The sequence below is a fragment of the Mycobacterium arosiense ATCC BAA-1401 = DSM 45069 genome (assembly GCF_002086125.1).
GTDB classification, from domain to species: Bacteria; Actinomycetota; Actinomycetes; order Mycobacteriales; family Mycobacteriaceae; genus Mycobacterium; species Mycobacterium arosiense.
In genome coordinates this window covers 1-13,524 of record NZ_MVHG01000055.1, presented here as the reverse complement: position 1 = coordinate 13,524, position 13,524 = coordinate 1, and the positions used below count along the sequence as shown (strand labels likewise).

The window sequence follows — 13,524 nt, the reverse complement described above, 5'->3', positions numbered from 1 at the left end:
GGGCCCGAAAGCCAACAGGCCGCAAACTGACCGCCAAGGGGCCACCGCCCTCGTGCACGCATCATCGACGTTGCGGCGCAGATGATCTGGGAACGCGGCGGGACTGCCACGTCGCTCGAAGACGTCAAGCTCGCGGCAGAGGTCAGCAGTTCGCAGCTCTATCACTACTTCGCCAACAACGAGCAACTGGTCAATGCGGTCATCGACCGCGAGGCCGACAGACTTGTGAATACCACCGAAGAAGCCGACCTGAGCACTCCCGAAAGCCTCGCAGCGTGGCGCGATCTAGTCGTCGGCCATGCGAGCGCAATCCATGGCCAAGGCGGCTGCCCATTGGGGTTCCTGGGCAGCGCGCTGGCCGAGTCAGACACACAGGCACGCGCCCTCGTCGCCGCTGGTTGGGTCGCTGGGCCAGCGCAATCCAAAATGGGATGCGTTCCCTGCACAGTCAAGGACGTCTAACGGCTGGAGTCGATCCCGACGACCTCGCCGTCACCGTGCTGGCAGCACTGCGAGGGGGTCTCTTGCTCGCTCAGCGCGCCCATTGCAGACCACCCTCAACATCATCCTGAAGATGGCCGGTGTGGGAAATTCGGACGGAAGACTCATTGCACTGAGGTTCCACACCATTTCGTCGAGACCAGCCAGAACTCGGGCCATTCATGCCCGTCCCCGGCCGATCCGAGGAGTGGTTGCCCTCGGCGAGCTGGCGGATGATCTGATCCGGCCTATGCCGCTGGGCCTGTTCGATGCCGTGTCGATCCTTCCTCGCCCGAACATCGGGCAACAGAATTCACAACGGCTGGACCACTACGGCGGGCTCACCTCCAGCTGCTGGGTACGCAACTCCAAACCCGGGACTGCGATGCCAAGGTATCCCGTCGCCAATTAGTCTGGCGCACAGGCAATCATGTTGGTTGGGGCTGCATGATCCCGCGGTTCCCGTCGACCATGTGCGGCCTGACCGGGAGTCCGATTTCTTTAGTTTCCGGCAGCAGGAGCACGTGCGCCCTGCAACACCCGCTCACCGGCGCAGCACAACCCCGCCATGCCCGCACCAACTACGACTACATCGAACCCGTCCTGGTTCTTGGTCACGGCCTACTTTCTGTCAGAGACGCCCGGTGCACTCAGTAGTCCCGGTGTTCATGGGCGTCGATTTGGACGACGCGTGCATCATGCCGAGGGATGTGGAGTCGGGTTGCGGCAGGCCCGTGGTGGTGGCCTGCACATTCCAGCGTCTACGACTCTCTATGAAATACCATTGTCTAACCTTGAATTAGCTCGCTCCGAGCGCGTCTCGAGGAGACCGGCTCCAAGGCCGAAACTCGCTCGGGATCATGGTGACCGCCCACGGTGCCGCCATACCTAGACCAGAACCCATATGTTACGGATCAATATTATTGTGCTGATGACGTTCGCATGATGTGGTAGTTTGCCTGGTTGTGCGTCCTTTGCATCGTTCCGCCGGTGACCTGTTAGTCGAGACACAGGGCGGCGTTGCCAGCGTGATAATGAACCGCCCTGATCGCCTCAACGCGATGACGCCGGAGTTGCAGAAGAACCTATTAGCGACCTTGGCCGAACTGGATCGCTCTGAGCATGTCCGTGCGATTGTGCTCACGGGTGCGGGTGGAGGCTTTTGCTCTGGCGCTGATCGCGATGTGCTGGACCGGGTACACGAGCTTGTGGGAACCGATGAGCTGCAGGCGCAACCACCGATATTGCACACACCGCTAATCGCCGCGGTTAACGGGCCCGCCATTGGCATCGGGTTTTCGATCATGCTGCTAGCTGACGTGATTTATGTTGCTCGCGACGCCAAGATCGCAAGCTCCTTCTCGCGGCTGGGCTTGGTCGCGGAGTGGGGCGCCGCGTGGACTCTGCAGCGCCGGGTGGGCTACGGTGCCGCCGCCGATATTCTGTTGAGCGGGCGCTCTGTGGCGCCGGCCGAAGCACTTCGGTTGGGCCTTGCCCAGCGGGTACTACCCGCTGACGAGCTGCTGCCCGCGGCCAAGGCCTGGGCAGCCGATATTGCGACGAACACGTCGCCATATTCCGCGGCCAACATCAAACGGCAATTAGGTGCAGCGGCGACGCAGTCGTTCGGTGATGCTTTCGAACTTTCGCTGGCTCTCGAAGAGGCCGCGTTGATGCGCCCCGATCTGGCCGAGGCGATCCGCGCGCGCGCCGAACGCCGTAGCCCGAAGTTTCCGCCGCACCGCCGCTGCTAAAGCCATGCAACGGGTCAATGCCGGTTCCTGTGTGGTCTCTAGCTGCTAACTTGAGGGTTCGTTCAACAAGAATAAGAAGTTATCAGTCCGGATTATTCGTACTTAGATAGATATTGAGGTACGATGCTGCTGTCCCGGTGGCCCGCGGACCCCCGGGTGCAAGCTAAGAGTGCCAGTGTTGGCGCTGGATTTACTGCGGCGGCGCCGACAGGAGGTCGACGGAGTAGTCAATGCTAGGGAGTAAGGTGGCGGTTCAGTTGTCGGAGCGCTGTATCGAACCCGTCTTCTGGGACGTATATGGCCGCCGGTGAGCCCGAAAACACTCAATTAGGTCGGCGCGACGGTGCATCGCGATTTAGCGGGAAGCCGATGCACGTTGTGGTAATTGGCGCCGGAATCGCTGGACTAGGCGCTGCTTTTGAGCTGTCCAAGCACGATGTCTCCGTCACAGTGCTCGAAAGCGACGCCGAGGTTGGGGGGCGCTGTCGAAGTTTTGAGTGGCATGGCTCGTGGCACCATACCGGAGCCGAAGCCCTTGTTGGCTGCGAAGTCAGCCTGACTCAGTTGCGGCAAGAGTTGGCGCGTGAAGCTGCCCCGACAGTGGACCTAGAGGAGTCGGAAACCGTTCGTGGCGAACGGATTTACAACCAAGGTCGGCCGCTACTTTACTCACCGTTCACCCTCGCGGGTGCATTGCGGCTGCCCGGCGGCATCAAAGACAAGCTTTCGCTCCTCCGGCTGGTCCCACTGGTGCTGCGGCAACGTCGTGTACACGATCCGCTCGATTACACGTGCACGCTGTGGGCGGACCAGTATGAGGGTGCAGCCTATCTACGTGCGCACGCCCCACAGCTCTTTGACGCGGTCATCGAGCCTTTCATGCAGTACAGCACCCTCGACAGCGGCGATTACGGGTTGTCGTGGTTGCTTTTTGCCCTGGGCGATCTGGCGTGGCTGCGCAGTTGGTGGATCTATGAGCCACGCGGTTCGGGCGGCATCACCTATGAGTTAGGCCAAGCGCTGCAGCGAAATCCGCTGTGTCGCATCGTCACCAGTGCCCCCGCCACCGCGGTTCGCCGTACCGGCGAGGGCATCGAGGTGGGATTCCGCCGCGACGGTGCAGACTTAACTCTCGACGCCGACGCAGTGATCGTCGCGGTCCCAGGGTCACTCGTCATGCCAATCGTAGGTGATCTACTCAACGCAGTTCAGCGGGAATTCCTTGGCCGCATCAGCTATTCGGCCCATCACCTCGGCCGCTACCTGGTCGACGTTCCCGCCTCTCAGCTACCGGCCAAATGTTTCCTGCCGTCTGCTGAGGGTTTCGAGCGCTTAGGCAAGGTGAGTGTCAAACCCGACGGAAAAGACCGCAGCGTCATCACGCTGGATCTCAAAGACGCCTATGCCCGCTGCACCGTGGGCCGTTCCGATCGCGAGGTCCTTGCTGAAAGCTGGCTCGAGGCAATACGCGCTTTTCCCATCCTGCGAACGGCGGTCATCGAAGACCAGATCTTGACGCGAAATGACATTGCTATTTGTCGGCGCCCGCGAGGCTTTGTCGGCGGTCTGGCCCAGTTTCTGGCGCAACCGATGCCAGCGGGGGTCGAGCTGGCCGGCGATTATCTGTTGCAGAGCACGGTGGGCAGATCCCTTTATACCGGGGTGGTCGCGGCCAATCGGACCCTAGGCCACTTGGGATTGATAGCGCGCGATGCGGCCGTCCGACCCGCTCTGCGTAGCGGTAATAGCTAGCCGATAAGGCGCTAACACATCGCCGCGGCATTGTCCTGTCCGATGCGATCGCGGGGCGTCACGCCCGCACCGGTGCCCTTCGAGCACGAAAGATGTCATGGATCACCACGACAGCGAACATGAGGACTACGACGTGATCGTGGTCGGCGCGGGCACTTCTGGTGCGGTATGTGCCGGAACGCTCGCCTCGCGCGGAGCACGCGTGCTGTTGATCTCGGAGACTGCCACTCCTGGTTACAACGTGCGCTGCGTGCCGCTCGACGGTCATCTCGCCTACATCCAGCAGCCGCCCTGGCATATGAGTTGGGGTGGGGGACACTGGGCTCGGGTAGCGCGCGAATTGAATTTGCCAGTCCGGGCGCATGCGGCGCCCCCGATCTCGGTTATGGTGCGCGGTAGCCGCCGCAGCACCCGGATGCCGCTCATTGCCTCCACCACCGAGCTGTGCGAGCTGTTGTTTCACCTCACCGAGATGCCGCGTGAGATCCTCGACCGCGGGGACACCGAGCGTGTCCTGCGTGCCGGGCTCGCAATCCCGCCGGGGCAGTTATGCAAGATGCACGATGTTGGTCTTGAACAGTGGTTCGACCGGCAACAGGCTGACCAGCCGACCCGGTTAGTCATTGAATTGCTGGCCGCCGTGGTTGCGGGCGTTTCCAGTGAGCGCATCGGCAAAACGTTCTCGGTCTTCGGGGCATTCGCCCTTATCCGCACCTGCTTCGCCGGCGAGGGAATCATTTCGGTGATCGAGCCCGATATCCAGCGCGGCCTGATCCAGCCGCTGACCAACTATGTCCAGGAACACGGTGGCGTAGTTTGGCGGGGCACCAAAGTGCAGCGGGTACTGGTGGAACGCGAGGCGGTGCGCGGCGTACAGATGACCGACGGCCGCACAGCAACCGCATCACATGTGGCGCTCGCCGTGGGCAATCAACGCATCCCAGCTTTTTTCACCGAGCTGCCGGCCGAATTGTGTGAGCCGCTGCGGAAGGAAGCCGCCTTCGAACATGATCAGGTGACGATCGCCACGCTGCTCACCCGACCGGTGGTCGACGTGACTGATAAGTTGTTGATCCACGACCCTGCGACGGGTGCGAACGTTTGGTTTGTGCCCCTCAACGTGGTCGCACCATGGAACAGCCCTGACGCGCGTCAGCTCTGCCTGCAGTGGTGGGGTGGCCCGGCCCGGGGCCACAACGCGGTGGTCAACTACCTCGATGATGTATGTGAGGACGCATTCCCAGGTTGGAAAGCCGCCGTAGGCCAGCGTGCCCCCGCCGCGCGGCGCTATCACTGGCTCAATTCGTGCTACGCAGGGGCAAAGGTGCCGCGGCGTTCCCCGACTATCGAGAGGCTGTGGTACGTCGGGGAAAGCACTGAGCCGGTGGCCGGAATCGCCACAGAACAGGCTGCTTTCGCTGGCTACCACGGCGCGTTGGCGATCGGCGCGCATCCAATGCCTTCGCGCCGGCGACGCTTAACCGGACGCGATATCCCTTGAGGCAGGGCCGTGACTTCTGCCCGCATCGAGTACCTCAATTTCACTGTCTTTGGATCGCATTGACACATGGTTTCTGGCTGAATATGATTCAACTTCAAACATTATTGAATCTGTTGATCTAGGCCAGCCGACAGCTGGTTGGGGGTGCTCTGCGCCAACTGTCGGCTGGCCGACTTACCGTTGCGACAGGCGTCAGAGCCTTACTGGCTAGGATCCATGCATAGTCAAAGACCACTTATCGCCCGACATGAGGCGGTTCGGAAAGCTTGCCCGCGCCTCTACGTCCTACCTCCTACGCCCACGGGCTACTACGAGGGACGGGCGCGGGCAACGACAGACAGGATTGATCAGCGATGAGCCCATGCGGGGTCCTCGCGACCACAACTGCGATAACGCTGCTGGCAATCACGGCCTGTGCGGTGTACGGGTTTCGTCACGGCAACGACCTTTCGCTCATTGACGGATATTACGGGTTTGCGCCGCTGGTCCATGTCGCAATGACGTTGGTGCTCTGGCATGACACGACGCCGCGCGGCCTTCTGGTTACAGCAGCGGTGGGCGCGTGGTCGCTGGGGCTGGGCTATCAGCTCAGCAGCCGGTGGTGGCGAGTCGAGCGCCACCGCGGCGGTGATGTCCGCTACCGCCTCACCAGCGAGCGCATCGGCCTCGGCGACGGAGCTGGGCAGCTACCACCGGGCTACTACTGCAAATGCTATCTGGCGGTGGCAGTGCCGCAGGTCCTTTTAATCACGATATTGACACTGCCGGCGCAGCTTTCGATCATGATCACCGGGGTGCCGTTGGGCATTACTGATGGAATTGGGCTGGTAATGATCGCCATTGGCGGTGCCACCGAGGTTGCGGCGAACTGGCAGCTCGAACGATTCAAGGCAGCGCGCCGTCCGGGTCAGACATTGATGACGGGGCTATTTGCCTGGTCGCGTCACCCGAATTACTTCGGCAACTTGATGGTGTATCTGGGCTGCTACGTGGTCGCCATATCCGAACCCGCACTGTGGTGGACGGTGATCTCACCGATCGCGATCCTGGTGGTGCTGCGATTCGTCCTGGGGGTGCACATGACCGACCAGTTGATGCTGGAGAAGCGCAGAAACAATGCTGAATACCTGCGTTACGTCGCAACCACACCGTCGTTTGTCCCGGTCCCCCCGGCCTTACGCCGCCTGGCGGCAAAAGCTGGCGGCAGGCCGAACGACAGTTGACGCCAGGCTTGTGTCGTCCAACAAGGTCCACCGAGACTCGCGTGCCCGCCGGACGATGTCCACTGTGAGACGTTAGCTTTGGTTTCCGGGGTGTGCGACGACCGCCTCGCTCTTTCTGTGTGATTGGCTGCCAATGGTCGCGGTGATAGCCCGCGTCGCGCTTAGCAAACGTTCTGCCAATTGGTCGACCTGCGTTGGCGCAGTGCTATCCGGCAACCCGTACATCACCAGAGCCAATACGACTTTGCCTCTTTTGTCGAACACGGGCGCGGTAATGGTCTCGATGTTGGACGTTGACACGCTGAGGTCCTCGGGTTCGTAATCGTCGGCCAGCATCGAGATCAGCCGTGCCACCGCGGCGGATCGATCCTCTGTCTCGCTGCGCCGTAGCGCTCGCGCGGCCGTGCCGAACTGATGATGGGCCGCACCACCTAGACCAAGAGAGAACCCACGCTGACGGATACGTTCTAGCCTGCGCAGATGAATGTCGACATCCTCGGGATGGTCTCGACGCGCGTGGCGCTGCAGCCACGTGTTCACCACCGTGTCTGGCGCCCAGGCTGCAAACACATAACCACCAGGCGGCGCGAACGGTACCCGAGTGCCGACGCGGGTCAGGCGACGCTCGGTTCGGCCGGCGCCGGAACTGGCTACAACCACTACCTGCTTCTCGACCAGTGCAATGGCCAGGCATTCCGCGCCCATCTGTCCTGAAAGTTCGGTCATGTGGGGGCGAGCCACATCTACCACCGCCAATTGCTCCATCAGATCGGCGTCGTTTGCTGCCAACGTGCTCGACGAAAAGCGCCCGTATCCGCCCTGATAGAAGATAAGTGGGGCAGTAGCCTCAGCCACGTCGAGATCGCGTACTCGTGCCAGCACGATGAAATGATCGCCGGCGGGGATCACCGACTCGATGTCGCAATCGATCCAGGCTGCTACTTTATCAAGTACGGGCGATCCGGAAGCCGCTGGGTGCCATGCAATTCCGGAGAATTTGTCCGCTCGGCGGGTGGCCATGGCTCGGCAGACATGTTCCTGCGTGTAAGTCAACACGTTGACGCAAAATGCCCCACTTGTCTCGATCTTGCGCCAACTAGCCGAGCCTGCCTGTGCCATGAAGGCGACGAGGGGAGGGTCCAGTGACACCGAAGTGAACGACCCGACGGTGAGTCCCACCGCAGTGCCATCCTTAGCGACGGCGGTGATAACCACAACGCCGGTCGGAAACTGGCCCAACACATTACGCATGTGCATGGGGTCGCTGGCTCGCGGTAGCAGCTCGGACATCACACGTTCTCCAATCCTCGCGTTGGCGCTTACCTATCGATGCAGTTTTTAAGAGGGCCCGACCAGTATTGCGCGTGGCCTTGAGGTCTTCCCACACGAACGCGGCACGATACGCATGGTAAAAGCTATTAGCTAATATGTTATAACTAAACCAGAGGCGAGCGCCTACGCAGTTGAGGGGGCGCGCGACGCGAAAGGGCTTGAGGCAATGGATCTGCAGGGTAGTTCGGCGATCGTCACAGGCGGCGCCTCAGGGCTGGGGGAGGCATCAGCGCGCGCACTATCCGCGCAAGGCGTCGCTGTCGTCGTCGTGGACCTGCAGGATGATCGCGCCAAGGAGCTCGCCGCAGAGGTGGGCGGGGTGGCGGTGACCGCCGACGTCGCCGACGAGCGCGGGGTGGCAGCCGCGGTCAGCGCTGCCAGCGACCTTGGCCCACTGCGAGTGTTGGTTAACTGCGCTGGGATCAGCCGCGCGCAGCGCACTGTCAATGCCGAGCGGAGGCCCTTCGAATTGGCCGTATTCGAAAAGGTGTTGCGTACGAACTTGGTGGGCACGTTCAACTGCGTGCGTCTGGCGGCTGCGGCGATGGCGGCGTTGGAACCCACCGACAGCGGCGAGCGTGGCGCGATCGTCAACACCGCGTCGGCCGCGGCATTCGACGGTCAGATCGGCCAGGCCGCCTACGCCGCGTCCAAAGGCGGCATCGTTGGGCTCACTTTGCCGCTGGCGCGCGATCTGGCCGCCATCGGGGTTCGTGTGAATACGTTGGCGCCCGGGCTTTTCGATACGCCGATTTATGGGACCGGATCGGCCGCAGATACCAAAAAGCGGCAACTGGGACAAAGTGTTGTGTATCCCCAGCGGCTCGGCCATGCGGGCGAATATGCTGACCTGGTGTTGGCGGTGCTGACCAATTCGTACATGAACGGTGAGACCATCCGCATCGACGGGGCGCTTCGGCTCCCACCGCGCAGCTACACCAAGCTGAGCGGCTGAGTACAGCCGGCAACCCCGAGGCTTAGTCGGGGCGGCTTTTGACTTACGACAAGCGATTTGGCTGCGTCAGGCCGGCAGCTATGGGCGTGAAGTCGTTGCCCAGCCGTTCACATAGCTGATATGAATAGAATTATTATGAGTTGGTAGATTTGCCTAGGAGATCGGCGCGCGATGGAGCGCGACAGGTAAAGTGTCGAGTTGAGTAACCACACGAAGCGGTTAAGAGGAAACCTCGATGATGCGAGGCGGCGATCGCTGGCCGGTCTGAACAATCGGCGCAGTCGGCGATTGGCGGTCTGCCAGAACAACATCACGACAGGCGAGGTACAGCGATTGCGTATTTATATCGATGCTCAGCGTTGCCAGGGTCATAACGTGTGCCTGGGCTTTGTCCCCGAACTTCTCGAATCCGACGACGCGGGGTTCGTGTCGGCGCGCGGGGAGGGAGTGGTGCCAGAGCCTCAGCGCCAGCAAGCCGTGTTGGCTTACCAGAGCTGTCCCGAGCAGGCCATCGAGCTCCGTGAAGATAGTTGAGGGTGCCGGATGCCCGCCCTAAGGCGATGTGCTGAAACTCGAAGTGCCGATGACGTCGGGCGCCGCCCGCAAAGTGTACGAGGATGATGCGGGCGCGTCGCAACTTAAAAGTCCTAGGGCACCTTGTTGCTGCCGTATGTCATGCCAGGCTCTTCGTCAACCTTGAGTAGTGGAGGTGTTCGTGGTCGGCGTTCCCACTAGGCCCGCGGCGGTCAGCTCGTCGATGACGGGCTCGGGGTAGCCGAGCCAGCTAAGCACCGCAGCCGAGTGTTCCCCAAGGGCAGGCACCGAATCGGTGCGGATAGTCCACTGCTCCGAGTCGAATGGCGGCAACAGTGCAGAGATCGGACCTACAGGGGAGCCGACCGCAACCCATCGGTGGCGCTCAGTCAGTTGGGGGTGAGACAGCACGTCTGCCACCTGGTTTAGCCGGGCGTAGCCGATACGATGCTCGTGTGCGGCGGTCTGGACCTGGGTCAGGCTGCGCTGCGACGTCCAGCGTGTGATGGTCTCGTCGAGGCGACGGCGTGCGTTCACGCGCCGCGCGTTGCCGATCAGGGAAGGGTCATCGGCGAGTTGGGGCTCGCCGATCATTTCGGCAAGCCGACGAAATTCGGCGTCGTTGGTGGTACCGAGCACCACGGTGTCACCGTCATTGGTTGGGTACGCACCGTAGGGGGCGACCATCGGCGACGAGACCCCGCTGGGCTGCGGCGCCGCGTTCCCGTAACGAGTTTGGTTGAGCGCAAACCCCATCCATTCGGCGATGACGTCGAGCAGACACACTGAGACGGCTGCACCGCGTCCTGTGTCATGGCGAGCATGCAAGGCCGCCAGAATCGACGTGAGTGCATACATTGCGGCGCCTACGTCGGCCACCGGGATACCAGGCTTGGCCGGTCGGCCGGGCCATCCGGTGATGGCACATGAGCCTCCTTCGGATTGTGCCAGCACGTCGTATGCGCGTCGGTCGTCGTAGGGGCCGCCGGTTCCGTAACCTGAGATGTCCACGGCGACTACCGACGGAAATCGTCTCACTACATCCGGGGCGGCGATCGATAGTCGTTTTGCTGCGCCCGGGCCTAGGTTTTGCACGACGACGTCGGCCCGGCCCAGCAATTGTTCGAGCACCTCGCGCCCGCGAGACGATTTGAGATCAAGAGCCACCGACTCTTTGTTGCGGTTCAGCCACACAAAATGGGCCGCCATCCCCAGCACTACGTTGTCATACTCCCGCGTGAAATCACCACCGTCGACGCTTTCGATCTTGATCACTCGTGCACCCAAATCCGCAAGGTGACGCGTGCACAACGGCGCGGCCACCGCCTGCTCGATGGACACAACGAGTAATCCATCTAGCGGTGCGCTCACTGGCGCAGCTCGTCGGCGCCGGGGGCAGCGCTCCACTGTGGTGCGCGCCCATGACGCAGCGCGGCCAAGCCCTCTTTAAGGTCGGGTCCAGCGAAGCCGTAGAACTCAAGCGCCAAGGACGCATCAAATGCAGCCCCCATCAAGCGAAACCAATGATTAAGGCTTTGTTTCGTCCATCGGGTGGCATCGGGGCCTTGTGCAAGCACCCGACGGGCCACCTGCATTGCGGTGGGCACGACCTCTTCGTCGTCGACGGCCAGCGACACTAGCCCGATCCGTTCAGCCTCTGCGCCGCTAAGGAATTCATTCGTCAACAGGTAGTACTTCGCTTTAGCCATCCCGGCCAGAATCGGCCAGCTGATCACCGCGTGATCACCGGCCGCGACACCGAGGCGGGTATGGCCGTCTAGCAGTCGTGCGTTTCGGCCCGCGATCGATATGTCGGCCAAGACGGCGACCGCCAAACCGGCGCCCACGACCGGCCCGTGCAGCGCCGAGATCACCGGCTTACTGCAGTCGATGAGGTTATAAACTAGGTCGCGAGCTTCGCGCAGCAGCCGTGTTCGGGTCGCGAAGTTTGCGGCCATCTCCTCCAGGAGGTCAAACTGTGCGCCCGCGCAAAAGCCCGCCCCTGCACCGCGCACCACGATTACCGAGGCCCGCGGGTCTTCGTCTACTACGCGCCAAACCCTAGCGAGGTCCCGATGCATTTGAGCGTCAACCGCATTGAGGCCGGCGCCTTGCAAGACGATCTCAAGGACTCCGGGTTCGACATAGGAGCACCGCAGTGCGCAAAATTGACTGTATAGATCGGTGGAGTTGCTCATCGGCACGGTCCTAAGTTGTGCGCCCCGGAGGCCGTGCAGCGGGCCCCGGCGACCATGCTCGCGAAGCTGACGGGTGCGAAGCATACATAGATCTCGGCTATCGCCAATTGCGAGCGGGGGTCGGTCACGCTGGCCCACTGGTAGGCGTCGCGGGCACTGGCCACGACCTTGGGTGACGCAGTGAAATCATGCATCCGGCCGGCAGCGTCGGAGCCGCGGCCGGACAGGGGGGAACATGTCTGCTGTACGCGGTACACGACCTTAATCGCAGGCGAAGGCTCCATGGATCAACTCTTCCATTTAGGCGAATCAGTATTTTATAGTTCCATATTATCTACTATCTTAGTACCGCGTTGGAGGCGACATGAGCAAGAGCACTGCGACATCCGCGGCATTGGCCGAGGGTGGTAGCACCGACAGCCGACGCCCTGAGCCAGTACAGAGTTCCTCGAGATCGCGACCCGTCCTGTGGTGGGCCACGCTCGGCGCAGCATTCATAGCGCTACAGGCCTATATCTACATCAAGTGGTTCATGTCAGGCACTATGCACCGAACTCCCATCGGCCCGACGCCTGTACCGGAATATATGAAGGTTTTTGCACTTGTCCTTGAATTTGGCGGTGCTGCCGCTGGCGCGGCCGCCGTCTATTTCTGGCTCATCCGACCCTGGAGACGTAACGGTCGGATAGGGTTAGATGGTTTGCTTGTGCTGGCGTGGTTCACCCTTTACTGGCAAGACACCCTGATGAATTACAGTCAGACCTGGGTTACGTATAACTCCGTTCTTTTGAATCTCGGCTCCTGGAATGGGGAGATCCCAGGGTGGATGTCGCCGAACGGCAACCAGCAGATCGAACCGGTTCTGTTAATGGTCCCCGCTTACATATGGGCGGGGCTTGGGCCCACTCTCGCTGCGTGTTGGCTCCTCAGACGGGTTCGGGCACGTTGGCCACATCTTTCGAACCGACGTCTTGCCGTAATTTGCTTTATCGGATTTGTCACCTTTGATATGGTATTCGAACCGCTCGCAACGTTCGCGGGCTGGTGGGCCTGGGACGGAAGCATCCCCTCGCTAACACTTTTCTACGGTCACTACTATCAATACCCGCTCTACGAAGCCGTGCTGTGGGGAGCATTTTGGGCCGGCGCGACGTGTCTACGATTCTTCGTGGACGATAAGGGTCACACTTTCGCTGAAAAAGGTATCACGACCCTGCGGTTGTCGCCGCGCCATAGTACAGTGGTGCGATTACTAGCACTAATTGGTTTCATGAATGCGCTTTACTTGGCTTACATGATTCCTATGCAGTTGTTCGGGCTGCATGCGGAGTGGCCCGCTGACATTGCTAATAGGTCGTACTTCACAAACGAGCTCTGTGGTTACGGGACGCAATTCATGTGCCCAGGCACCGGGGTACCGATTTCGAGACCGGGTGCTCCCAGGCTCGGTAACAATGGAGGCCTGCTACCTCCGGTCGAGCCGCGGCGATAAAGGGCCCAGGATCGCAGGCGGCCGGAATTGCCATGGCCTACAAGCTCATCGACGCCGCACAGGACCGCTGGCGCGCGGTCGACGCCCCGCGCTTGGTCGCTCTGGTTTGTGCCGGCCCCTTCCACAAAGCAAACTGCTCGAAGGACCCAAACAGACTTAGCTTGCCCAACCGCCAATTGTCTGGCCACCGTAGACTTCCCGGCACCGGGCGGACCGGTCGGTCAAGGGTCAAGTCCAGGGACGTGGTGTACGGGGTCGTCTTGTGATTCTTCGAGATGATGGTTCAAGCGGTCAGTGCCGCAG

12 protein-coding genes and 1 pseudogene are annotated in these 13,524 nt (G+C 61.4%); 9 read left to right on the top strand and 4 right to left on the bottom strand.

Going from position 1 to position 13,524, the window contains the following annotated elements; genetic code table 11:
* Positions 1-60: 60 nt before the first annotated feature.
* The 5 genes from BST14_RS18880 to BST14_RS18860 all read left to right on the top strand — a co-directional run bounded on the left by BST14_RS18880 (position 61) and on the right by BST14_RS18860 (position 6,710).
* Entirely contained in the window at positions 61-462 is a 402-nt protein-coding gene (locus tag BST14_RS18880; RefSeq protein ID WP_306460725.1) for a TetR/AcrR family transcriptional regulator, read from the top strand.
* 983 nt (positions 463-1,445) lie between these two features.
* Positions 1,446-2,234, top strand: a complete 789-nt coding sequence (locus BST14_RS18875) for an enoyl-CoA hydratase-related protein (RefSeq protein ID WP_142279479.1) — start codon at positions 1,446-1,448, stop codon at positions 2,232-2,234.
* A 369-nt stretch (positions 2,235-2,603) separates the two neighbouring features.
* Complete coding sequence (locus tag BST14_RS18870) at positions 2,604-3,986, top strand: FAD-dependent oxidoreductase (RefSeq protein WP_158085902.1); 1,383 nt, start codon at positions 2,604-2,606, stop codon at positions 3,984-3,986.
* Between the two features lie 97 nt (positions 3,987-4,083).
* Positions 4,084-5,487, top strand: a complete 1,404-nt coding sequence (locus BST14_RS18865; RefSeq protein WP_083065904.1) for an NAD(P)-binding protein — start codon at positions 4,084-4,086, stop codon at positions 5,485-5,487.
* Positions 5,488-5,906: 419 nt separating this feature from the next.
* Positions 5,907-6,710, top strand: a complete 804-nt coding sequence (locus tag BST14_RS18860; protein ID WP_158085901.1) for a DUF1295 domain-containing protein — start codon at positions 5,907-5,909, stop codon at positions 6,708-6,710.
* 72 nt (positions 6,711-6,782) lie between these two features.
* On the opposite strand, the gene BST14_RS18855 is transcribed toward BST14_RS18860, so the two are convergent.
* Complete coding sequence (locus tag BST14_RS18855) at positions 6,783-8,000, bottom strand: flavin reductase (RefSeq protein ID WP_142279478.1); 1,218 nt, start codon at positions 7,998-8,000, stop codon at positions 6,783-6,785.
* A gap of 208 nt (positions 8,001-8,208) precedes the next feature.
* Between BST14_RS18855 and BST14_RS18850 the strand changes: the two genes are divergently transcribed.
* The gene (locus BST14_RS18850) at positions 8,209-8,997 is read left to right on the top strand and encodes an SDR family NAD(P)-dependent oxidoreductase (RefSeq protein ID WP_083065901.1); all 789 of its coding nucleotides are present in this window, start codon (positions 8,209-8,211) and stop codon (positions 8,995-8,997) included.
* 198 nt (positions 8,998-9,195) lie between these two features.
* Positions 9,196-9,531, top strand: a complete 336-nt coding sequence (locus BST14_RS18845) for a ferredoxin (protein WP_083065900.1) — start codon at positions 9,196-9,198, stop codon at positions 9,529-9,531.
* Between the two features lie 156 nt (positions 9,532-9,687).
* Here BST14_RS18845 and BST14_RS18840 read toward each other — a convergent pair whose 3' ends face one another.
* From BST14_RS18840 to BST14_RS29630, 3 genes are read right to left on the bottom strand one after another with little or no spacing between them, the layout of a single operon-like run.
* Positions 9,688-10,902, bottom strand: a complete 1,215-nt coding sequence (locus BST14_RS18840) for a CaiB/BaiF CoA transferase family protein (RefSeq protein WP_083065899.1) — start codon at positions 10,900-10,902, stop codon at positions 9,688-9,690.
* On the bottom strand, positions 10,899-11,729 hold the full coding sequence (locus BST14_RS18835) for an enoyl-CoA hydratase/isomerase family protein (protein ID WP_142279477.1): 831 nt from the start codon (positions 11,727-11,729) through the stop codon (positions 10,899-10,901). Before BST14_RS18835 ends, BST14_RS18840 begins: the two co-directional genes overlap by 4 nt.
* Positions 11,726-11,923: a hypothetical protein gene (locus BST14_RS29630; RefSeq protein ID WP_142279476.1), complete on the bottom strand. Its 198-nt coding sequence runs from the start codon at positions 11,921-11,923 to the stop codon at positions 11,726-11,728. Before BST14_RS29630 ends, BST14_RS18835 begins: the two co-directional genes overlap by 4 nt.
* Positions 11,924-12,093: 170 nt before the next feature.
* On the opposite strand from BST14_RS29630, the gene BST14_RS31715 reads away from it, so the two are divergent.
* Both BST14_RS31715 and BST14_RS31090 read left to right on the top strand, forming a co-directional pair.
* Positions 12,094-13,221, top strand: a complete 1,128-nt coding sequence (locus BST14_RS31715; RefSeq protein WP_083065898.1) for a spirocyclase AveC family protein — start codon at positions 12,094-12,096, stop codon at positions 13,219-13,221.
* A pseudogene (locus BST14_RS31090) lies at positions 13,206-13,487 on the top strand (hypothetical protein); the annotation flags it as partial. The gene BST14_RS31715 and the pseudogene BST14_RS31090, both read left to right, overlap by 16 nt.
* Between the last annotated feature and the right edge of the window lie 37 nt (positions 13,488-13,524).